Genomic DNA, 20,019 nt, shown 5'->3' with positions numbered 1-20,019 from the left:
ATCCCCGGAAGGGTCTCTAGGCCGTATCGATGCCGGGCCCGTGGTGCAGGTAGGCAGGATCGAACTCGCCCGCCTGTTTGAGCCCCTCCCAGTTCAGGATCGTCAGGAGATGACCCCGCTCGCTGATCAATCCTTGGGCCCGCAGGTCCTGCAGGGTGCGGTTCACATGGACGTGGGACAGGCCAATAGCATCGGCGAGCTCACTCTGGGTGATCGGGAACTCGAATGAGCGATCCTTGACGAGCCCCACCGCCTTGTTCCGCAGGAACAGCTCGCACAGAAGATGCGCCACCCGGGCCGGCGCCTGACGCGTCCCGATGTTGACCACCCACTCGCGGAAGATCGCGGCCTCGATCAGCGTCTCGCGCCAGAACACGCCGCAGAGGCGAGGATGTCTCTCGAACAGCTCGCAGAGGACCTAGTGCGGGATGCAGGCGAGCGTGCACGGGGTGAGCGTGCTCAGGCTGCAATCCATCGTCCGCAGGTGGAGGCTTTTGAGATCGGGAATGTCACCGGCGAAATGGAAGGACAGGATCTGCCGCTTGCCGCTGTCGGTCATCTGATAACGGAAGGCCATGCCATCGAGGATGAGACAGCCCGATGAAGAGCGGTCGCCCTCCCGCACGATGTCTTCGTCGGCCGATGCCTCCCGGATGGTCAGGGGCAGGTGGGCCAGAGCGTCCTTCTCCTGCTCCGACAGATCAGCGATGGCCTCCAGCCTGTGGATCAAAGGGTGAGGTTCGCGAGCCAGGTTCATGATGCAGCCTCCCGAACCGAGCCGGAACGGTTCATCGGCTCCGGTTGAACTCAATCGTAGTCCTGATCCGGCCAAAGCTGCGGCCACCATGCTACCATATTGAGAATCGTACGGTATCGTACTTTCCCGGATCCTCCCCAGGTGTCCACCGGCAGCCCATGCGGCGGCCCATGCGGCGGTGCAGGGCTGCCGTGACTGACCGATCAGGAATTTTACGTGTGGAATGCAGCTGGCGTGCGGCAGATCCGACAGGGGCCGGACGCATCGGCGTCGCTTCAGCGGGAGGGGCCGATCAGACGCTCGCGTTCGGCCCCATGCCGCAGTTCCGCATCGCCCAGCGCGGCCAGGGTATGCTGCAAGTCACTCAACAGGTGGTCGCCTTGAGTGTCCGTCAGGATGATGCTCGCCGGGCTTCGGCGCATGGAGCGCTCCTGTCCCGCGGGAATCGGTCGGGGCAGAAGGGGCGGGTCACGGATCGCGGCGCGCCGGCTGACCATCTCCGGCCCTGCCGTCGGCAAGCGACCGCATGACGTTGCAAACAGACAGGTCCGACCGCTGCAGCAGGCGCTTGCCAGGACCGGCGCTCCGTCGAGACCGTCTCGGATCCGGAACTCGTACGGGAGCCATCGGACTGCGCACCATGTCCGCCCGGCTCATGATGTCCTGCTCGATCATAAGCATGTCCTGGTTGTTCCCGGATCTTCGGATGGTTCCAGGCTCCGGCGTCAACGGCCGGTTGCCTGTACGGTTCCGTACGAACGGAGCTGTTGCCGTGTATGGGAAAGAACGAAACAGACGCGAAATTGTACGTCACCGGACAATGAGCCTCCAGGATCTCCAGCACCGTCCCGTCATCCTCCTGGTCGAGGATGAGCCGCTGCTGCGCTTCATCGTGTCCGACCTGCTCGACGATGCGGGCTTCGAAGTCATCGAGACCGGCGCCGCCGACGAGGCGCTCACCTGGCTTGAGGTGCGCGACGACGTTCGCGTGATCGTCACCGATATGCAGATGCCGAGCGCGGCGGAGCTCCCGGCGGGTGGACGCTTCGTCGCCAAGCCTTGCGAGGGGAGTCTGGTTCTCCATCATCTGCGGGAGATGATCGCCTCCACGCCCTGATGCCCCTGGAGGAGCTTCGGCCGCAATCTGATCCGTCTCTCCTGCGGCCAGGCGAGACGGCTGGTCAGCCGGTCATCCGGTCACGTCCGTCTCTGGCCGATCCTTTCCCGGAGAGACCTCTTCGTGCCAATCCCCGGCTTCGTCCTGGTACTCGATGTCTTCGGTCTCGCCCGGCAGCATCTGTTCGGCGGCGGCACGCTCCGCGGCCTCGCGTGCCTCGTCATGGGTCGCGTAGCGTTCCGAGAACACGTCGCCGACTTTGTAGGCCCATCCGCCCTCGTGCTCGACGATCCTGTAGTGAACATTGGCCATCGCCCTCTCCCGTTGTGGCCCCTTGAGGTGAACTGCATGCGAGAGGAGACAAGGGCTCCCTCAGGTGCCGAGGTGCCGTCGACTCCAGAAGAACACCTCTTCTCCGCTCTCACCAAGGATCCGCAGGGCGTCCGGCTTTTGCGGCAGGTCCAAGGTCTCGAAGAGAGACTGCGCTCTTATCTTGGCGTCCTCCAGATCGGTCGTGTCATGTTCAACGCGGCCGAGCGTGGCATGGGCCTGGTCGGAGGCCCGGATCCGAAAGAATTCAATGATGAACATGGCAGGAGCATCGCCTTGCTAGAGGAACCCATGGGCCGCCTCTCCCTTGGAGACTGCCTGGAAGCCCGCCCCGGGCCGCCGGAATCTTCCTGGAATCGGGACCTCATGGTGCGCCCAATTCCGCTTCCGGCAGAGCCGCCGCATCGGCATCGCTTCGCGCGAGGAGCGCCTGCAGGATAGCCAGAGCGGCCTCATCCGCTGCTGCGGCCGCAAGTTCAAAGACCGCAATGGCGTACTCCTCCGCATCGTCGGCCCTCGCTTCCAGCCGATGAGCCTTGTGGCGTTCCGTCCATGGCTCCCTGCCTGCAACGGAGCCTGCCTTCCTCTCCGCGAGCCACGTCTTGACCCTGACGTTGGCAGCCTCGACGACGACGCGGTTGTCGTAGATACGCTGCTCGACTCGGTCGAGTTGGCTTTCAAGGAGGTCTTGAGACTGGTCGAAGGTCGCCGCGCCGTTCGATTTCAGAGCCTCGAGACGGCGGTCCATTCCGTGAAGCTTGATCCGCAACTCGTCACAAAGGCGACCGATCCGCTGGCTCATCCCCGTCTCCTGTCAGATCGCGCTGGGGCGATGGCCAGAATGCTCCGGGATCGTCTCTCGAGAGCGGATTGGCAATTCCCATGCTGAAGACCTCGGTCCCTGGCCCCGTCCGGCAGCGACCGTCTCAAAGCTGCTTGTCCAGGGCCCAGAACTCAACGTCCCTGGTCGCCTGCTCGTGAGAGAGGGCATAACTCTCTTCCACCTTCTCGATGAGTTCCGACGTGGTTCGGATGCCCGTCATCTCGACAATCGTGAACCGGTCCCACCGGGCCTGCACCGTCGACAATGCGTGAAGCGTCAGCCCGGGACCGTCGTCGGCTTGATAATGCCGAAGATCAAGCATGAAGCGACTGTTCAAACACATGGGCAGCCTCCGCAATCGCTCTCAGATGTCAACCTTGGCCGATCGCGAAAGCCGCGACACCGAAAGTTCATCCCAGCATTATATGGAGGAGCAGGGTCCATTTACATCGGATAACATAAATAAAATCCAAATAAACCTGATTTGCGTATATAAGATCTACATGGTCGACTATGATGTAGTCCGTCGAATGATGCGGCAGGCAAGGTCATCGACTTGGCATGCTCGCCTGGCTTTCAGTCGAGGAACAGGACGAGGTTCATTCGAGCGACTGTCTCGGTTCTGCTCGTCGTGCGCGGCCGGTCCTGCTGACGGATCTGCAGGATCAACGCCTTCGCCCGAGTGCCGGAAAGGGAGCCAACCATGAGCAAGAGCTCTGTCAGTCTCACCCAGAGACTTGTGAACTCGGTTTGGAAAGCCGTGAGGATGCTCGAGGATCGCCCCGAGCCGCCTCCGAAGGCGAAGCTCGACGGCCGGCGTGGTTATGGCGACGGCGACATTCCTGCGCCGGACCGGACGCGCGACCGCGAATGATCCGAAGCCGGTGTCAGCATGGAACGTGCCGTGCCGCCGTTATGCCGGTATCGGCTCAGGCGTGAACGGCGAGCGCTCCACCAGGAGAACCTTGACGGTCACGCCGAGCGACCGCAGGCCGTCCAGAACCGCCCGCAACTGCTCGGAGGCCTGCGCCCTGCGCGTGTCCTCCACCGTTCGGAACTCCAGCATCGTGATCGTGTCCGGGCTCGTCCCATCGAACGTGCGATAGGCCATGAACGACACGGCACCCGGGACCTCAAGAAGCTGCGCGATCCAGTCCCGAACCCGCTGGTTATAGTCGTTCCAGCGATGCGACTCGGTTGGACGGTCATATTGAAACATGACATAGGCCATGGGATGACTCCCTCATGGGCTCGCGCCATCACACCACATGAGAGCGGCCATTCATAGCGCTCGGAGGGATGCGCCCCGCTTCCTCCCGCCCGCGTGCGGCGGACGAAGTCCCGAAGTTCAGCGATGAGCGGACCTTTGTTTCGAACCGACTGGTGCGATTCAGGTGGCGATCGGTTGATTCTTTCTGCAATCTGATGGGGCCCAGATGAAGCTATGCTGCTGGAGTTCACTTTGACGGGAAGCCGGATCGGTGTCGTTGTGTTTGATCGGGAGGGTCGTCCCGATGCGGTTCTGCGCCACGTCGTCCATGGCTTGAAGTCCGTGGGCTTGCGCGTGGGCGGGCTTCTCCAGGACGGGCAGCCCGGCGATGCCAGCCGCTGCGGGACCTTGTTCCTGGAGGACATCGGAACCGGGCGCAGGATCCAGGCCTTCGAAATGCGGGGGAGCGGCACGCGAGGATGCCGCCTCGACTTTTCCAGCCTGGCTCAGGCCGCAGGATGGCTGCGGGATGCCATGGAGGGGACGCCCGATATCCTGTTGATCAACCGCTTCGGTCGCCAGGAGGCGGCCGGCCGAGGCTTGCGGGATGAGATCGCCACCGCCATCGCGACAGGTCTTCCCGTGCTGATCGCCGTCGGTCGCGAATTCCTGCCGGAATGGCGTGAATTCGCAGGTCCGGACTTCGTGCCGCTCGATGTGGATCCGGAGCGGATCGAAGCCTGGTGCCTCGCCTGCATGGAGCCTGCTCCATCCGCTTCGGACGAGATCATTTCATGACAGGGCCTGAGGCTATGCCGCCCCCCGAGAGGGATCGTGGGTGTTGCTCCGCCCGCGTCGAGCCGAGAAGAAAGCCAATAGCCTACGGACGAGGCTTCCGTTGAGGAGCGTCAAGGTTTGACACTAGAATTGTTCGAAACTACTCTAGTTGCCTAAGAAGACGTTGCTGCAATGCAAACCATAGGGAGGGTTACCATGAACATGGAACTCTCACGACGCGGCTTCCTCAAAGCCGCCGGCGTGGGTGTTGCCGGTACCACGTTGGGAGCCTTCGGGTTCTCGGAGCTTGAGGCGGCGCAGGCCGCGGCCGTGAGGCCCTTCAAGCTGACGAACACGATGGAGACGCGCAACACCTGTCCCTACTGCTCGGTCGCCTGCGGCATCATCATGTATTCGAAGGGCGACCTTCGGAAGGGCGAGACGGCCGAGATCATCCATATTGAAGGCGATGCCGACCATCCGACCAACCGTGGAACGCTCTGCCCGAAGGGCGCGGCGCTGAAGGACTTCGTGAAGGCCGAGACGCGCCTGAAGTACCCGATGATCCGCAAGCCCGGTTCCGACAAGTTCGAGCGGGTCTCCTGGGACCAGGCGCTCGACCGCATCGCGCGGCTGATGAAGGATGATCGCGACGCGAACTTCATCGCCGCCAACGCGGCCGGCGTTCCCGTCAACCGCTGGACCACGGTCGGCTTCCTGGCCGCCTCCGCAACCACCAACGAAACCGCCTGGCTGACCTACAAGGTCGTCCGCAGCACGGGAATCGTCGCATTCGATAATCAGGCGCGCGTTTGACACGGCCCCACGGTGTCCAGTCTGGGCCCAACTTTCGGTCGTGGCGCGATGACCAACTCTTGGACGGATATCCGGAACACGGATCTCGTCGTCATCATGGGCGGCAACGCCGCTGAAGCGCATCCGTGCGGATTCAAATGGGTCACGGAGGCGAAGGCCAATCGCGGCGCCAAGCTGATCGTCGTCGATCCGCGCTTCACGCGCTCGGCATCGGTCGCCGACTTCTATGCTCCCATCCGGCAGGGCACCGATATCGCGTTCCTGCTCGGCGTGATCAATTACTGCATCCAGAACGACAAAATTCAGTGGGAGTACGTCAAGGCCTTCACCAATGCCAGTTATGTCGTGAAGGAGGGGTTTGCGTATAACGACGGCCTGTTCACGGGCTATGACGAGAACAAGCGCGATTACGACCGCTCGAGCTGGGAATACGAGATCGGGCCGGACGGCTTCGCGGTCGTCGACGAGACGCTGCAGAATCCGCGCTGCGTCTGGAACCTGCTCAAGGCTCACGTCGCGACCTATACGCCCGAGATGGTCGAGCGCATCTGCGGCACACCGAAGGACAAGTTCCTGAAGGTGGCGGAGATGATCTCGGAATGCTCGTCGCCCACGAAGACCATGACGTCGATGTATGCGCTCGGATGGACGCAGCATTCCAAGGGATCGCAGAACATCCGGTCCATGGCAATCCTGCAGCTCATCCTCGGCAACATCGGCGTGCGTGGCGGCGGCATGAATGCCCTGCGCGGGCATTCGAACATCCAGGGCCTCACCGATATCGGCCTGATGTCGAACCTCATCCCGGGCTACCTGAACATTCCGGTGGAACGGGAGACCGACTTCACGACCTATATGTCGAGCCGGACGTTCAAGCCGCTGCGGCCGAACCAGACCAGCTACTGGCAGAACTACCGGAAGTTCTTCGTCAGCTTCCAGAAGGTGATGTGGGGCGATGCGGCGACGCCGCAGAACGAATTCGCCTATCAGTTCCTGCCCAAGCTCGACGTGCCGGCCTACGACGTGCTGCGCTATTTCGAGATGATGCACCAGGGCAAGGTGAACGGGTACTTCTGCCAGGGCTTCAACCCGCTGCTCGCCTTCCCGAACCGGCAGAAGATCACGGAATCGCTGTCGCGGCTGAAATGGCTCGTGACCATGGATCCCCTGGAGACGGAAACGTCCCGCTTCTGGGAGAACCACGGCGAGTACAACAACGTGAACCCCGCCTCGATCCAGACGGAGGTGATCCAGCTTCCAACCACGTGCTTTGCGGAGGACGAAGGCGCGCTCGTCAATTCGGGCCGCTGGCTGCAATGGCACTGGGCAGGCGGCAGCCCTCCGGGGGAGGCGAAGCACGACACCTGGATCATGGCGCAGATCCATCTCCGCTTACGCGCGCTCTACGAGAAGGAGGGTGGTCCATTCCCGGACCCGATCCTCAACCTCACCTGGAACTACCGGGACCGGAACGAGCCGTCGCCGGAAGAGCTCGCCCGGGAGCTCAACGGCTACGTGGTCGAGACGGTCTACGACCAGGCGGACCCGACCAAGGTGGTGCTGGAGAAGGGCAAGCAGGTCGTCAATTTCTCCGCCCTGCGCGACGACGGCACGACCGCGTGCGGCTGCTGGATCTATTCCGGCTGCTTCAACGAGGCCGGCAACAACATGGCGCGCCGGGACAACACGGATCCGGACGACACCGGCGCCTATCCCAACTGGTCGTTCTCCTGGCCGCTCAACCGGCGCATTCTCTACAATCGCGCCTCCGCGGACCTGCAGGGCAATCCGTGGGATCCGTCCCGAAAGCTGATCGCCTGGGACGGCACGAAATGGTCGGGCTACGATGTTCCGGACATCGCGCCGACCTCGCCCCCCAACGTGGTGGGTCCCTTCATCATGAACCAGGAGGGCGTCTCGCGTCTCTTCGCCCGCGGGCTCATGCGCGAAGGGCCGTTCCCCGTGCATTACGAGCCGTTCGAGGCTCCGATCGCCAACGTGGTCGCGCCGAAGGTCCGGGGCAATCCGGTAGCGCGGATCTTCCAGAACGACGTGGCGCAATTCGCCACGTCCGAGGAGTTCCCTTATGCGGCGACCTCCTACCGGCTGACCGAGCATTTCCACTACTGGACGAAGCACAACAGCGTGAACGCGACGCTTCAGCCGGAGTTCTTCGTGGAGATCTCGGAACAGCTCGCGGCCGAGAAGGGCATCGCGCAGGGCTCATGGGTGCGCGTGTGGTCCAAGCGCGGCGAGGTGAAGGCGAAAGCCGTCGTGACGAAGCGCATCAAGCCTCTCATCTGCGACGGCAAGCCCGTTCACGTGGTCGGCATTCCGCTGCATTGGGGCTTCACGGGCCAGGCGCGGAAGGGCTGGGGGCCGAACTCCCTCACGCCCTTCGTGGGCGACGCCAATATCGAGACGCCTGAATACAAAGCGTTCCTGGTCAATATCGAGCCCACGACGGCGCCAGCGACGGTCTGAGGAGAAGTGGAATGGAACCAAGTCCCCATACCGCAACCAGCAACCCGCCGGTCGCCGCCACGGCCGCGAACCTGACGGAGCGGGATCTCGTACGCCGCTCCGCCTCGACGGTGCCGCCACCCGCAAGGCAGCTGGAGCCGGTGGCGAAGCTCATTGACGTGTCGAAATGCATCGGCTGCAAGGCCTGTCAGTCCGCCTGCGTGGAGTGGAACGACACCAAGCCGGCTCTCGAGGCCAATACGGGCATCTACGAGAACCCGCACGATCTGACACCCGACATGTTCACCCTGATGCGGTTCACCGAATGGGACAATCCGCAGACGGGCAATCTCGAGTGGCTGATCCGCAAGGACGGCTGCATGCACTGCGAGGACCCGGGCTGCCTGAAGGCCTGCCCGGCGCCCGGAGCGATCGTTCAGTACTCGAACGGCATCGTGGATTTTGTCCACGAGAACTGCATCGGCTGCGGCTATTGCATCAAGGGATGTCCCTTCAACATCCCGCGTATCTCGAAGGTCGACCACACGGCCTATAAATGCACCCTCTGCTCCGACCGTGTCGCCGTGGGGCAGGGACCGGCCTGCGCCAAGGCCTGCCCGACTCATGCGATCACCTTCGGGACCAAGGAGGACATGAAGAAGCTGGCCGATAGCCGGATCGAGGATCTCAAGTCCCGCGGCTACGAGAACGCCGGCCTCTACGATCCGCCGGGCGTAGGCGGCACGCACGTGATGTATGTTCTCCACCACAACGACCAGCCCGAGATCTATTCGGGACTGCCGAAGGACCCGAAGGTCAGCCCCGTCGTGAATGCCTGGAAGGGCATGACCAAGTATATCGGCTTCGCCGCCATGGGTCTGGCGGCGGCGGCCGGCGTTCTTCACTCGGCGTTCGTCAGCCCCAACCGCGTCACGCGGGAGGATGAGGAGAAGGCCGAGGAGCTGGTGAAGGAGAAGACCTGATGGCAACGACGAGCATCGCGAAGGAAGATGCCATTCATCCGGGCAAGCCGGTCGTCGTCGGCCGGTACAATCTGGGCGCGCGGATCAACCACTGGATCACCGCCATCTCGCTCATACTTCTGGCCCTGTCGGGGCTCGCCTTCTTCCATCCGTCCCTGTTCTTCCTCACGGGATTGTTCGGGGGCGGGCAGGAGGCGCGGGCGTTCCATCCCTGGATCGGTGTTCTTCTGTTCTTCAGCTTCGCGGGCCTGTTCATCCGCTTCTGGCGCGCCAACCTGCCGGAGAAAGCCGATCGGGAATGGCTCGCGCATGCCGGCGACATGATCAAGGGAGACGAGGCGAACGTGCCCGAAGCCGGGCGCTACAACCCAATCCAGAAGTTCAATTTCTGGTGCATGTCGCTCCTGATCATCGCACTCATCGTCACGGGACTCGTGATCTGGGATCAGTACTTCTACGACTGGACCACCATCCCGCAGAAGCGCGTCGCGGTGCTCGTTCATTCGCTGGCGGCCGTCGCGCTCATCTGCATCTGGATCGCCCATGTCTATGCGGTGATCTGGTCGCGGGGCACGCTGCGCGCTATGACGCACGGCTCGGTCACGGGGGGCTGGGCCTGGAGGCATCATCGCCTCTGGTTGAAGGACCTGGCGGAGCGCCATAGAATCAAGAAGCCGGCAGCGCCCGCGGAATAGGGCGCTCCATCACACGTGACCCGTGCGGTTCGTGAGGTTGCATGACACATTCAGGTTCCGTCGAACCCAACCTAGCGTCCATCGGCCGTGTTCCGGCGCCGGCGTTCGTCCGGCTGCCGGATCCCCGCAGGCTCTTCGAGGCCCGCCGCGCGCGGCTCGAGTTTCTGGCGCAGACGAGCGACCTTGCTCCCTACCTGCGGCTCGTCGCAGGCATCGCGGCGGCGCAGACCAGCATTCAGGACGGTCTGCCCGAGCCCGAAATTCCGCCGCCGGATGCGCTCGACCGCGCCCGCGACTTCGGCATGCCGCCTCTCGACCGGAACCGGATCGAGCTGGACGATCCGGTGAGCGAAACCCTGAGCCGAATGTTCGATGCGGTAGCGGCTCTCGAAAAGCCGGCGCAAGCGCAGGCGGCCCTCGAGCGCGTGAAGGCGGCCTCGCCGGAGCAGATGCGCGGCATGGTGCGTGACGTCCTCTCGGATGCGATCCCGGCCGATGCCATTGCCGAGCATGTTTACGTGGCCGCGGGATTGCAGGTTCATTTCGCCCGGCTGGCAGGCAGACTCGACAAGGACAAGCTCACCCGGATCGGCGACGGCGCATGCCCCTGCTGCGGCGGTCCTCCGGTCTCGTCCGTCGTGGTCGGGTGGATGGAGGCCGAGGGCACGCGGTACTGCTCCTGCTCCCTGTGCGGCACGCTGTGGAACGTGGTGCGCGTGAAATGCATCCTGTGCAGCTCGGGAAAAGGGATCGGCTACCAGGAGGTCGAGGGCGGTCCGGGAACGATCAAGGCGGAATGCTGCGAGAACTGCCGGGGCTACGTCAAAATCCTCTACCAGCAGAAGGATCCGGCCCTCGATCCGGTCGCGGACGATATCGCCAGCCTCGGGCTCGACCTTCTGCTCCAGAATGGAGCGTACCGGCGCGGCAGCTTCAATCCCTTCCTGCTCGGGGTTTGAGCATGGCCGAAGCGGCTGTGTCGCCCCTGCGCCATCTTCCGTCCGTCGATCGGTTCTTGCGCCACCCGGATATCCTGGTTCTGGTGGAACGATACGGTCGTGCGGAAACAACGCAGGCTGTCCGCGAGACTCTTGCCGCCGTGCGCGAGGAGGCGCGATCGGGTGTCGGCATCGACGAAGCGATGATCACGGCCTCCGTGCTGTCCCGTCTCGCCGCGCGCGCGGGCCCGCGGCTGAGGCCGCTCTTCAATCTGACCGGCACCGTGCTCCACACCAATCTCGGGCGCGCGATCCTCGCGGAGGAGGCGATCGCGGCCGCAACGGACGCCATGCGGCAGGCCGTATCTCTGGAATTCGATCTTGCCGGCGGGAAGCGCGGCGAGCGCGACGACCACGTCAGAGCCCTCGTCTGCGAGCTGACGGGCGCGGAGGACGCGACCCTCGTCAACAACAATGCGGCTGCGGTGCTCCTCGTCCTCAACACGCTCTCCCAGGACAAGGAGGCCATCGTCTCCAGGGGAGAGCTGATCGAGATCGGCGGCGCGTTCCGCATGCCGGAGATCATGGCGAGAGCCGGAGCGCGCCTGCGCGAGATCGGCACCACGAACCGCACCCATGCGCGCGACTACGCCGATGCGCTGTGCCCCGAGACCGGGCTGATCCTGAAGGTCCACACGTCGAATTATCGCATCGAAGGTTTCACGGCGGAGGTCGGCGCCCGCGATCTCGCGGCGATCGCGCATCGTCACAACGTGCCTCTGGTCAACGATCTCGGTTCGGGAACGCTCGTCGATCTCTCGCGCTTCGGATTGCGCAAGGAGCCGACCGTCCGCGAGGCGGTGGAGGAGGGGGCGGATCTCGTCACCTTCTCCGGAGACAAGCTCCTCGGCGGACCGCAGGCGGGCTTCATCGTCGGACGCAAGGATCTCATCGCCGCCATCAACCGCAATCCCATGAAGCGTGCTCTGCGCGTGGACAAGGTGCGGCTCGCCGCCTGCGAGGCGACCCTGAAGCTCTACCGCGATCCCGACCGGCTCGCGCACCGCCTTCCCACCATGCGCTTCCTGGCGCGGCCCGCGGAGGAGATCCGGCAGCAGGCGGAGCATCTTCTGCCGGTGCTGGCGGATGCCCTGGGAGGCGATGTCGTGGCCGACGTCGTGCCATGCCGCAGCCAGATCGGCTCGGGAGCGCTTCCGCTCGATACGATTGCAAGCTTCGGGCTCTCCCTGAAACCCGAAGGAGGAGGGCGGGCGGTCGAGGAACTGAGCGCTGCCTTCCGGCGTCTGCCGCAACCCGTGATCGGCCGCGTGGCCGAGGGCGCGCTCGTCTTCGATCTCCGGTGCCTGGACGACGAGGCCTGCTTCCGGCAGACGCTGCTGTCTCTCCGGTACGGGGGGAGCTGATGATCGTCGGCACGGCCGGTCATATCGACCATGGCAAGACGGCCCTCGTCAAAGCGCTGACCGGCATCGACGCGGATCGCCTCAAGGAGGAGAAGGCGCGCGGCATCACCATCGATCTCGGCTTCGCCTACTGGCCCCAGGACAACGGCGACGTGATCGGCTTCGTCGATGTGCCCGGTCACGAGCGGTTCGTTCACACGATGGTCGCCGGCGCCAGCGGCGTCGACTTCGTCATGCTCGTGGTGGCGGCCGACGACGCCGTGAAGCCGCAGACCCTCGAGCATCTGGCGATCATCGACATTCTCGGGATCGATCAGGGCGTCGTGGTTCTCAGCAAGGCCGATCTCGCGGACAAGGAGCGCCGGGCGCAAGCATCGGCGCAGATCCGTGATGTTCTGGCGGGCACGACCTTGGCGGCGTGTCCGATCATTCCCGTCTCGTCCGTCACCGGGGAGGGGATCGACGACCTCAAGCAGCACTTGCGGGCGGCGGCTTCCGCCCAGCGGGAGCAGGATGCCGCCGGGCCTTTCCGCCTGTCGGTCGACCGCAGCTTCGTCCTGTCCGGCGCCGGCACCGTGGTGACGGGAACCGTTTTGTCCGGCACCGTTTCCGTCGGCGATCAGGTGGTCGTCAGTCCGTCGGGGCGTTCGGCCAGGGTGCGGTCGATCCACGCCCAGAACCGCGCCGCGGAGCGCGGCGTCGCGGGGGAGCGCTGCGCGCTCAATCTCGCGGGCGAGGGGGTCTCCAAGGACAGCGTCGTCCGCGGCGACATGGTGCTGGATCCCGGGCTTCACGCGCCAACCGACCGGATCGATGCGAGCCTGCGCATCCTCTCCGGCGAGAAGAAGCCGGTCGGCCAGTGGTTTCCCGTGCGCCTGCATCATGCGGCAGCGGAGGTCGGGGGGCGGATCGTTCTGCTCGAAGACGATCCCATCCAGCCCGGCGAGAGAAAGATGGTCCAACTCGTCCTCGACAATCCCATCGCGGCGGCGGCCCACGATCCATTCGTCCTGCGGGACACGTCCGCCCAGCGGACCATCGGCGGCGGCTTCTTCATCGATCTGCGCGCGCCCGCGCGCCACAGGCGCGGGGACGAGCGCCGCGCACAGATCGCGGCCCTGGCGCAGGCCGATCCCGCCGCTGCCATGAAACGCCTCGCCGGCGCGCGCCCGCATTACTTCGACCTCTCGGCCTTCGCCCGCGACAGGGCCATGCCTGTTGCGGCCGCGATGGACATGGCTGCGGACCTTCGTCTGGTGCGTCTCTCCGCCGGTCGTGCGATTCTTGCGCTGGACGAGGAGCGCTGGCACGCCTTCGAGGCCGGCCTGATCGGCACTCTCGACTCGTTCCACAGGGACAACCCCGATCTCCAGGGCATGGGCTTGGAGCGCCTGCGTCTCCAATGCGAGCCGCGCCTGCCGGCGCCGGCCTTCCGGGCCGCCCTGCAGTCTCTCGTCGATGCGGGTCGGGTCAAGGTCGACGGGTCATGGGTCCGGCTTCCGGAGCATGAGGTGCGCCTCGATGCCGACGAGGAGCGTCTGTGGCAGGCAATCCGGCCGCTTCTGGGCGGCGAGGAGCGCTTCCGTCCTCCGCGCGTGCGCGACATCGCCGGCCTCATCGGCGTGGACGAAGACGAGATCCGTCATCTGTGCAAGCTGCTCGGCCGTCTGGGGCAGCTCGACGAGGTGGCGCACGATCATTTCTTCCTGCGCGACACCGTGGCCGAGATGGTGCGCATCGTCCTGGATCTCGGCGAGCATGCTCCCGACCGGCAGTTCACGGCCGCGCAGTTCCGCGACCGGGTGCAGAACGGGCGGAAGGTCGCGATCCAGATCCTCGAATTCTTCGATCGCCACGGCGTCACCTTGCGTCGCGGCGATCTTCGTCGCATCAATCCGCATCGGCTGGATCTGTTTCGCGCGATTCAGCCGGCCGAGGCGGATCATGGAGGAGAATCGTCCCTGGTGGGGCGTCCGGACTTCAAATCCGGGTGGGGCCGCGAGCCGGTCCTAGGTGGGTTCGACTCCCACTCTCTTCCGCCATCGTCACCGGCTTAGCCCTGTGCCGGGCTAAGTCCCTGTCGGTCCGCGCCGCCGTCACCGGGACGGCGTGCAGCTGCTCGACGAGCCGGCTGCCGCCGCGCTTTTCATGGGATCGACGCCGCTCGCGGTTTTGGGATGATCCGACGGCGATTCCGGCGTCGGCCCTTTCGGAGCCGTGCCGATATAGGAACCGCCGAGTCCGCCCGTCCAGCCGGATGATCCCGCCGTTCCCGGCGAGGTGCCGGAGGCCTGGCTGTTCGGGTCGGGCGCCGTGGCGGCGGTGGTCGCCGGCTCCTGCGGGCAGGGACCCGGTGCCGCCGTTTGCGCCCAGCCGGGGGTCGACAGGCCGATGGCTGCGACGGCAAGGATCATAGGAACACGCATGGCATCCGGCTCCTCCTAAGCTAAGCTCTCGGAGCAACGTCGCGGGGCGCGGCGGGTTCCAACGACCGTCAGATCACCCTGACCTGCGCGGGACCCTCCTCCGCATGGCCGACGATCCTGGCGGACGGATATCCTGCCGCGACGATGCGCCCGAGAATGTGCTCCGCTCGATCCGGCGCGCAGGCCACGAGGAGCCCGCCCGAGGTCTGGGGATCGGTGAGAAGCTGTCTCTGCCAGAGCTCGATTCCCTCAGGCAGACGCACGCTGTCTCCATAACTGTCCCAGTTGCGGGTCGAAGCCCCCGTCACGTAGCCGCTCCGGGCCAGGGACGCGGCCTCCCGGAACAGGGGCAGGCGGGCGCGGTCGAGGATCAGGGCCAGTTCCGACCCGCGCGCCATTTCGAGGCCGTGTCCGAGAATGCCGAAGCCGGTCACGTCGGTGATGGCATGCACGTCGGGATCCTGGGCCAGTTCGGCGCCGATCCTGTTCAGGAGGGTGACGGAGCCCATCATCTCCGCATAGGCGGCGGCCGAGAGGGCATCCTTCTTGAAGGCGGCCGAATAGACGCCGACGCCGAGCGCCTTCGTCAGGATCAGCGCATCGCCTGCCCGCGCGCCGCTGTTGCGGCGAACCTCGCCGGGCTTCGCCGTTCCGATCACCGCGAGGCCATAGACCGGCTCGGGGCAGTCGATGGAATGGCCGCCCGCCACCGGGATTCCCGCCTCGGCGCAGATCGCCGCGCCTCCTTTGAGAATCTCGCGGATGGTCGCAGGCGCAATCTTGCCCAGCGGCATGCCGAGGATCGCGAGCGCCATGATCGGACGGCCGCCCATCGCATAGACGTCCGAAATGGCGTTGGTGGCCGCGATGCGCCCGAAATCGAACGGATCGTCCACCATCGGCATGAAGAAGTCCGTGGTCGCGATGATGCAGGTCTCGTCGTTCAACTGCCAGACGGCCGCGTCATCCGCCGTTTCGGTGCCGACGAGGAGGTTTTGAAACGGTCCGGCCGTCGGCTGCTCCGAAAGGAGCTGCTGGAGAACGGCCGGCGCCAGCTTGCAGCCGCAACCGCCGCCATGGGACAAATGACTGAGCCGAACGTCTTGCGTGACCATCTGAATCCTCCGCTCTCCGGGTGATGGTTCCAGAGCTTCGCGGATTATGCAAATGCCAGGGCGCCAGTCGGCGGCTCCCCGCCGGGCTCGTTCGGGTGAAGAACTTGCATTCCGATGCCGAGATGTCCCTAATGCAGGACCAAGACGCACGTCCAAGAAGGCGCTCGAGCGGATCGACCGGAGAGGAGCGTATGATGCCGGGTGATCACACCAAGTCCGAGACGCTGATCGTCGCGCCGAGGAGCAGCGGGCCGCAGGCTCCGGATGGCGAGCTGAGCCATTCCACGGCGGTGGACATCCCGGCGACCGTGATCTCCTTCGAGGGACGCGATCCGCTCGACATCGCGAGAGCCATTCCCTCGGAGGTGCCGGTCAACCTGGTCTATGGTGGCATCCCGTTTGCCGTCATGATGACGACGCCGTCGGATCTGGAGGATTTCGCGGTGGGCTTCAGCCTGACCGAGGGCGTCATCCGGGAGCCGGAGGACATCCGCGGGATCCGCATCGAACCCGAGGAGAACGGCCTTCGGCTCGCGATCGAGCTGAAGCCGAACAGGCTGCATGAGCACCTCGCGCGCAAACGCGCCCTGTCGGGGCGAACGGGCTGCGGATTATGCGGAATCGACGATCTGAAGGCCTTGCCGCAGGCCCGCGCTCCGGAAGGGCGGGCGCCGGTCGTCGCGGTGTCGGCCATACGCTCGGCTCTTCTGCGCCTCGATCGCGAGCAGGCGCTCAACGAACGCACGCGAGCCGTGCATGCGGCCGCCTGGGCCGATCTCGACGGAACGATCCGGTGCGTGCGCGAGGATGTCGGCCGGCACAATGCCCTCGACAAGCTCATCGGCGCGGCCTGCCGGGCCGGCACAGAGCCGGACAGCGGTTTCATCCTCGTCACGAGCCGCTGTTCCTTCGAGCTGGTGGAGAAGGCGGCCGCCTTCGGCGCACGGACCCTCGTGGCGATCTCGGCGCCGACCTCCCTTGCCGTCGAGCGGGCCCGGCGCCTCGACATCGCGCTCATCGGCATCGCCCGCCGTGACTCCATGACCGTTTTTCACGGACTCGATCGGATCGCGTCCTGAAGAAAGGTGCCCGGCCTGTTCCCGAACATAGCGGTGGAGGAAGACATCTGCGTCGTCTCATCCTTGAGGCCGCCGAGACGCTCATAGGACGCGGTGCCAGATCGCTTTCGGCTACGGGGCCTCAAGCTTGGGCTGAAAGAAATAAAGAGCTAATCCGGAAAGGTCTGGCCGGAATGAGTGTCAAGGCACAACCCTGACAAAGTTGTCGGGTCTTTTCAAGCATCTCTGACAGCTTCTCGGTCTTGGCACTCAAACTATTTCGGTACTCCGCAGGCATTGCGCCTATCAACAGTCCCTTGGGGAACTCCCATGATCCCACAATGCAGTTCGCTTCCAGGTATCTCGGGCTACAGCAAGCAGGATTCGAAGGCGTTATGGGCACGGTGGGCTTCTATGCCATTCGCCATTGCGTTGGGTGCATTGGCATTCTCTTCGCACGGATTCGCATCCGACGCCGCCGGCACAGCAGCGTTCCGCCCGTTCGAAACTGGATCTGGTCAGAGGGAATATCATGCACAACTGGTCTCCGATCCGGCAGAACAGAGCCCTGCAGCGTCTCGGCACAATGGTTCATCACAGAAGGACTGGGCCACCCTTCTCAAGCTCATGGTGTCCGGCCCTGAGAGAACCGAGCTCGCAGCCAATGTTGGGGAGTTGCTGCAGCGGGGGGATTTGACCGGAGCGCAACAGATGCTCTCCGCCGCTGTCGAGGCAGGAACGTTCGCCGTTGCCATCGTTGACAGCATTCGAGATCCGGAAGTGCAGAGGACGTTGCAGGCCATAGCCCGCGAGCGCAGGGGCGTTTCCTTGGAGACGGGCGTTCATACCGGCGATGCGGACGTCGATGGAGCCGAGGAAAGAGAGCCCGGCGATGCTGCCGAACGGGAGAGAGTTCGTGCGGAAGCAGCACTGCAGGAGTTGCACGCTGCACAGGAGCAACTCACGGCTCTCAGGGAAAAGGAGGCTAGAGCATCAGCGCTGGAGCAGGCCTTGGAGCAGGAAAAGGAACGAACGGCCTCGGCCACGCAGGATCTGGACCACGCGCGAAAGCAACTTGCAGCAATGGCGGAACAAGTCACAAGAGCCGCTGACGAAAGGGACGAGCGTGTCCGAGAGGTGGAAGCGGCCAAAGCTGCATTGGTTGACCTGACCATAAGATTGAGGGCAGCGCAGGAGCAACTTGCGATCTTGATGGAAAGCCCCGCGGTGACAGGCGCATCGAGCGCAGATCTCGAGCGGGAAAACGATGCGGCAGACCTTGCTGCCCGCGAGATAGCGGCACTGAAAGAGCAACTTGTCACGCTCCGGACAGGCCAAGTTGACAACAGCCGACTGATAAACTCAGTCGCTCAGGAGAAATCGCGAGCAGATGCCGTATCCCAGCAGTTGGGTACCCTGCAGGACCAGCTCTCTGCTCTCCGGGCGAGAGAGGCCAAGATCCAGGATGAGCTCAAGCAAGAGAGAGAAAGCAGCGCTTCGTTGACACGCAGGCTGGTGGACACCCAGCGAGAGCTTGCCTCTCAGACCATCAGGGCAGCAAGTGTTGCTGAAGCCCAGGGTAGGCTTCGCCAGGAGAGGGAGAGGACCGCTGCTGCACTCCGTGAGGTGGATGCGCTAAAACGACAAATCGCAGACTTGGGAGCCAGCGCAAAGTTCAAGCCCGCTGCATTGCCTGTCCGAACCACCCCTGTCCCTCCATCCTCGGGGCGCGCGAAACCAGATCGCGGCGCCGATAGAGAGGATGCCGTGCCTCAGCGCCAGTCCCGGCAGGCGGCTCTGCCGCCGCAAGACCAGACGCGGAGCAGGTTGCCCGATGAAGCAGCTGCGCAGGCCCGTCGCCCCAGCGTGCTACAAAAATCTGGAACTGAAGAGGCGGGCAGGCGATCCTCCGGCAGTCTCAGGTCGAGTGCCGCATCAGGGAAAGGCGCCGTGACCAAGCTCAAGCGCCCCTCTCGCGTACTGGCCCGGGAGAATTCCGCCACGGAGGTCCTCATCCCGGATTTGCCTGCAAGCCTACGCCCTGCTGGCGAGCTCTGGTTGTTCTTCTAGCGCTCAGAAAATTGAGTGGCGGCGTCGTATGGTTCGATTGCTTGCCAAAAATTGTACTTTGCGTCGGCACAACGGTTGAGCAGGCCGAGTACATCCATCGGAGCTGCGAAGTGGAGACTGCATGTTTCGGATAGCGCTTATTTCCATCACCGCGCTGGCATTCATTTCAGGAGCCCCCGGTTTTGCCAAAGAGGGCGGTGGCAAAGGGGGTGGTGGAGGCAAGGGTAGCCAAGGCAACGGGAACGGTGGGGGAAACAGCCGCGGCAGTGAGAAGAGCGGCGGCGCTGGTCGCGGGAACGACAATGCTGGTAAAAAGGGTGGCCCAGATGCAGGACGCCAGAACAGCGGCGCCGATACCGGAAACACGACCGGCGCAAAGAATGGTGGCTTGGGTGACGCCGGTTTGGGCAGCGGAGGCAGCCTGAGTGGCACGAGCAGCACTGCGCCTGGTGGAGGGGCAGGCGGATCCACGGGCGGCCTAAGTGGAGGCAATCAGCCTACCGGCAACAGCAGCAAAGGTGGCATTGGCATCAGCGGTGGAGACACCAGCAGGCCTCGCGACGCAATCAGCAGCAGTCTGGGCGTCAGACGTGACGCTGCACCAGCGCCCGCACCCAATCCAGCAGCATCCGAAAAGACGCCTTTTGGAAGTCTACCTTCAGTTCGAAGAGCTCCGGTCACGGTCTTATCCGCACCAATCATTCTCCGGCGGGAGTTGAATGCAGGAGATTCCGAGCCACGCCTGCCGGCCTCTCTTGCCCCTGTTATCGACGGCTTAAACTACGCTGTGGCGAGCTTCGGACAGCCGCTCATGCCACAGCCTGGTGTTCCATCCCATGTTGTCCAACTCTGCCGCACCTCTGTCGTCAGAGCGGCGCTTCCTTATGGAGCCGTGCGGGTGGATGCAGCGAGCGCCGGCAGATTGAGCCGCACACGTGATGGGGGAGCTACGGCCCCCATTGAGGTCCGGGTCGAATATGCTCGCGCGAATGCGCGGCAAGTACGCCAATCCCGCAT

21 protein-coding genes, 1 tRNA gene and 1 pseudogene are annotated in these 20,019 nt (G+C 64.3%); 12 read left to right on the top strand and 11 right to left on the bottom strand.

Annotation, left to right across the window (positions count from 1 at the left end; all coding sequences use genetic code 11):
* Positions 1-16: 16 nt before the first annotated feature.
* From E4K09_RS30880 to E4K09_RS29375, 3 genes are all read right to left on the bottom strand, one after another.
* Entirely contained in the window at positions 17-376 is a 360-nt protein-coding gene (locus E4K09_RS30880; protein WP_342211367.1) for a Crp/Fnr family transcriptional regulator, read from the bottom strand.
* Between the two features lie 42 nt (positions 377-418).
* Positions 419-757, bottom strand: a complete 339-nt coding sequence (locus E4K09_RS30875; protein ID WP_342211366.1) for a Crp/Fnr family transcriptional regulator — start codon at positions 755-757, stop codon at positions 419-421.
* Positions 758-1,032: 275 nt separating this feature from the next.
* Positions 1,033-1,179 carry a hypothetical protein gene (locus tag E4K09_RS29375; protein WP_166802459.1) on the bottom strand — a complete coding sequence of 49 codons (147 nt, stop codon included), beginning with the start codon at positions 1,177-1,179 and terminating at the stop codon, positions 1,033-1,035.
* Positions 1,180-1,577: 398 nt separating this feature from the next.
* Between E4K09_RS29375 and E4K09_RS22765 the strand changes: the two genes are divergently transcribed.
* Positions 1,578-1,874: a response regulator gene (locus E4K09_RS22765; RefSeq protein ID WP_134499979.1), complete on the top strand. Its 297-nt coding sequence runs from the start codon at positions 1,578-1,580 to the stop codon at positions 1,872-1,874.
* A gap of 72 nt (positions 1,875-1,946) precedes the next feature.
* Here the strand turns inward: E4K09_RS22765 and E4K09_RS22760 are convergent, their stop codons facing one another.
* The 5 genes from E4K09_RS22760 to E4K09_RS30780 all read right to left on the bottom strand — a co-directional run bounded on the left by E4K09_RS22760 (position 1,947) and on the right by E4K09_RS30780 (position 3,732).
* Entirely contained in the window at positions 1,947-2,186 is a 240-nt protein-coding gene (locus E4K09_RS22760) for a hypothetical protein (protein WP_134499978.1), read from the bottom strand.
* Between the two features lie 60 nt (positions 2,187-2,246).
* Positions 2,247-2,465 carry a hypothetical protein gene (locus E4K09_RS22755; RefSeq protein WP_134499977.1) on the bottom strand — a complete coding sequence of 73 codons (219 nt, stop codon included), beginning with the start codon at positions 2,463-2,465 and terminating at the stop codon, positions 2,247-2,249.
* Between the two features lie 103 nt (positions 2,466-2,568).
* The gene (locus E4K09_RS22750) at positions 2,569-3,006 is read right to left on the bottom strand and encodes a hypothetical protein (RefSeq protein ID WP_134499976.1); all 438 of its coding nucleotides are present in this window, start codon (positions 3,004-3,006) and stop codon (positions 2,569-2,571) included.
* A 124-nt stretch (positions 3,007-3,130) separates the two neighbouring features.
* Positions 3,131-3,370, bottom strand: coding sequence for a hypothetical protein (locus E4K09_RS22745; protein ID WP_134499975.1), 240 nt, complete (start codon positions 3,368-3,370; stop codon positions 3,131-3,133).
* Positions 3,371-3,603: 233 nt separating this feature from the next.
* Positions 3,604-3,732: a hypothetical protein gene (locus E4K09_RS30780; protein ID WP_280177488.1), complete on the bottom strand. Its 129-nt coding sequence runs from the start codon at positions 3,730-3,732 to the stop codon at positions 3,604-3,606.
* On the opposite strand from E4K09_RS30780, the gene E4K09_RS29370 reads away from it, so the two are divergent.
* Positions 3,731-3,901 carry a hypothetical protein gene (locus E4K09_RS29370; protein ID WP_166802458.1) on the top strand — a complete coding sequence of 57 codons (171 nt, stop codon included), beginning with the start codon at positions 3,731-3,733 and terminating at the stop codon, positions 3,899-3,901. The genes E4K09_RS30780 and E4K09_RS29370 overlap by 2 nt on opposite strands.
* Before the next feature lie 39 nt (positions 3,902-3,940).
* Here E4K09_RS29370 and E4K09_RS22740 read toward each other — a convergent pair whose 3' ends face one another.
* Positions 3,941-4,258 carry a DUF1330 domain-containing protein gene (locus E4K09_RS22740; RefSeq protein ID WP_134499974.1) on the bottom strand — a complete coding sequence of 106 codons (318 nt, stop codon included), beginning with the start codon at positions 4,256-4,258 and terminating at the stop codon, positions 3,941-3,943.
* Positions 4,259-4,471: 213 nt separating this feature from the next.
* On the opposite strand from E4K09_RS22740, the gene E4K09_RS22735 reads away from it, so the two are divergent.
* The 8 genes and pseudogenes from E4K09_RS22735 (at position 4,472) to E4K09_RS29365 (ending at position 14,375) form a co-directional block, all read left to right on the top strand.
* Positions 4,472-5,035, top strand: coding sequence for a DUF2478 domain-containing protein (locus E4K09_RS22735; protein WP_134499973.1), 564 nt, complete (start codon positions 4,472-4,474; stop codon positions 5,033-5,035).
* Positions 5,036-5,230: 195 nt separating this feature from the next.
* Positions 5,231-8,314: a formate dehydrogenase-N subunit alpha gene (fdnG, locus tag E4K09_RS22730; protein WP_204985773.1), complete on the top strand. Its 3,084-nt coding sequence runs from the start codon at positions 5,231-5,233 to the stop codon at positions 8,312-8,314.
* Positions 8,315-8,325: 11 nt separating this feature from the next.
* Entirely contained in the window at positions 8,326-9,276 is a 951-nt protein-coding gene (gene fdxH / locus E4K09_RS22725) for a formate dehydrogenase subunit beta (RefSeq protein WP_134499972.1), read from the top strand.
* The gene (locus E4K09_RS22720; protein WP_134499971.1) at positions 9,276-9,971 is read left to right on the top strand and encodes a formate dehydrogenase subunit gamma; all 696 of its coding nucleotides are present in this window, start codon (positions 9,276-9,278) and stop codon (positions 9,969-9,971) included. The genes fdxH and E4K09_RS22720 overlap by 1 nt, the downstream gene beginning before the upstream one ends.
* Before the next feature lie 41 nt (positions 9,972-10,012).
* Positions 10,013-10,930 (top strand): formate dehydrogenase accessory protein FdhE, encoded by a 918-nt coding sequence (fdhE, locus tag E4K09_RS22715; RefSeq protein WP_134499970.1) that lies wholly within the window; start codon positions 10,013-10,015, stop codon positions 10,928-10,930.
* A gap of 2 nt (positions 10,931-10,932) precedes the next feature.
* Positions 10,933-12,333, top strand: a complete 1,401-nt coding sequence (gene selA, locus E4K09_RS22710; protein WP_134499969.1) for an L-seryl-tRNA(Sec) selenium transferase — start codon at positions 10,933-10,935, stop codon at positions 12,331-12,333.
* Positions 12,333-14,168: pseudogene (gene selB, locus E4K09_RS22705) on the top strand (selenocysteine-specific translation elongation factor); the annotation flags it as partial. The gene selA and the pseudogene selB, both read left to right, overlap by 1 nt.
* A gap of 111 nt (positions 14,169-14,279) precedes the next feature.
* Positions 14,280-14,375 (top strand) — tRNA-Sec (locus E4K09_RS29365).
* A 54-nt stretch (positions 14,376-14,429) separates the two neighbouring features.
* On the opposite strand, the gene E4K09_RS22700 is transcribed toward E4K09_RS29365, so the two are convergent.
* On the bottom strand, positions 14,430-14,759 hold the full coding sequence (locus tag E4K09_RS22700) for a hypothetical protein (protein ID WP_134499967.1): 330 nt from the start codon (positions 14,757-14,759) through the stop codon (positions 14,430-14,432).
* Between the two features lie 68 nt (positions 14,760-14,827).
* Positions 14,828-15,874, bottom strand: a complete 1,047-nt coding sequence (gene selD / locus E4K09_RS22695) for a selenide, water dikinase SelD (RefSeq protein WP_134499966.1) — start codon at positions 15,872-15,874, stop codon at positions 14,828-14,830.
* 194 nt (positions 15,875-16,068) lie between these two features.
* Here selD and fdhD point away from each other — a divergent pair, with 194 nt between their 5' ends.
* Entirely contained in the window at positions 16,069-16,953 is an 885-nt protein-coding gene (gene fdhD / locus E4K09_RS22690; protein ID WP_134499965.1) for a formate dehydrogenase accessory sulfurtransferase FdhD, read from the top strand.
* Between the two features lie 393 nt (positions 16,954-17,346).
* Complete coding sequence (locus E4K09_RS22685) at positions 17,347-19,002, top strand: coiled-coil domain-containing protein (protein WP_134499964.1); 1,656 nt, start codon at positions 17,347-17,349, stop codon at positions 19,000-19,002.
* The last annotated feature ends 1,017 nt before the right edge of the window (positions 19,003-20,019 follow it).

The sequence above is a fragment of the Microvirga pakistanensis genome (assembly GCF_004458765.1).
Lineage (GTDB): Bacteria > Pseudomonadota > Alphaproteobacteria > Rhizobiales > Beijerinckiaceae > Microvirga > Microvirga pakistanensis.
The sequence above is the reverse complement of the archived record's forward strand: the minus strand, read 5'-3'. Positions and strand labels throughout refer to the sequence as shown.

Excerpts from the sequence above, each read along its gene's own strand:
- E4K09_RS30875 (WP_342211366.1), bottom strand. The coding sequence starts at position 757 with ATGAACCTGGCTCGCGAACCTCACCCTTTGATCCACAGGCTGGAGGCC.
- E4K09_RS29375 (WP_166802459.1), bottom strand. The coding sequence starts at position 1,179 with ATGCGCCGAAGCCCGGCGAGCATCATCCTGACGGACACTCAAGGCGAC.
- E4K09_RS22765 (WP_134499979.1), top strand. The coding sequence starts at position 1,578 with ATGAGCCTCCAGGATCTCCAGCACCGTCCCGTCATCCTCCTGGTCGAG.
- E4K09_RS22760 (WP_134499978.1), bottom strand. The coding sequence starts at position 2,186 with ATGGCCAATGTTCACTACAGGATCGTCGAGCACGAGGGCGGATGGGCC.
- E4K09_RS22755 (WP_134499977.1), bottom strand. The coding sequence starts at position 2,465 with ATGTTCATCATTGAATTCTTTCGGATCCGGGCCTCCGACCAGGCCCAT.
- E4K09_RS22750 (WP_134499976.1), bottom strand. The coding sequence starts at position 3,006 with ATGAGCCAGCGGATCGGTCGCCTTTGTGACGAGTTGCGGATCAAGCTT.
- E4K09_RS22745 (WP_134499975.1), bottom strand. The coding sequence starts at position 3,370 with ATGTGTTTGAACAGTCGCTTCATGCTTGATCTTCGGCATTATCAAGCC.
- E4K09_RS29370 (WP_166802458.1), top strand. The coding sequence starts at position 3,731 with ATGAGCAAGAGCTCTGTCAGTCTCACCCAGAGACTTGTGAACTCGGTT.
- E4K09_RS30780 (WP_280177488.1), bottom strand. The coding sequence starts at position 3,732 with ATGGTTGGCTCCCTTTCCGGCACTCGGGCGAAGGCGTTGATCCTGCAG.
- E4K09_RS22740 (WP_134499974.1), bottom strand. The coding sequence starts at position 4,258 with ATGGCCTATGTCATGTTTCAATATGACCGTCCAACCGAGTCGCATCGC.
- E4K09_RS22735 (WP_134499973.1), top strand. The coding sequence starts at position 4,472 with ATGCTGCTGGAGTTCACTTTGACGGGAAGCCGGATCGGTGTCGTTGTG.
- fdxH (WP_134499972.1), top strand. The coding sequence starts at position 8,326 with ATGGAACCAAGTCCCCATACCGCAACCAGCAACCCGCCGGTCGCCGCC.
- E4K09_RS22720 (WP_134499971.1), top strand. The coding sequence starts at position 9,276 with ATGGCAACGACGAGCATCGCGAAGGAAGATGCCATTCATCCGGGCAAG.
- fdhE (WP_134499970.1), top strand. The coding sequence starts at position 10,013 with ATGACACATTCAGGTTCCGTCGAACCCAACCTAGCGTCCATCGGCCGT.
- selA (WP_134499969.1), top strand. The coding sequence starts at position 10,933 with ATGGCCGAAGCGGCTGTGTCGCCCCTGCGCCATCTTCCGTCCGTCGAT.
- E4K09_RS22700 (WP_134499967.1), bottom strand. The coding sequence starts at position 14,759 with ATGCGTGTTCCTATGATCCTTGCCGTCGCAGCCATCGGCCTGTCGACC.
- selD (WP_134499966.1), bottom strand. The coding sequence starts at position 15,874 with ATGGTCACGCAAGACGTTCGGCTCAGTCATTTGTCCCATGGCGGCGGT.
- fdhD (WP_134499965.1), top strand. The coding sequence starts at position 16,069 with ATGCCGGGTGATCACACCAAGTCCGAGACGCTGATCGTCGCGCCGAGG.
- E4K09_RS22685 (WP_134499964.1), top strand. The coding sequence starts at position 17,347 with ATGCCATTCGCCATTGCGTTGGGTGCATTGGCATTCTCTTCGCACGGA.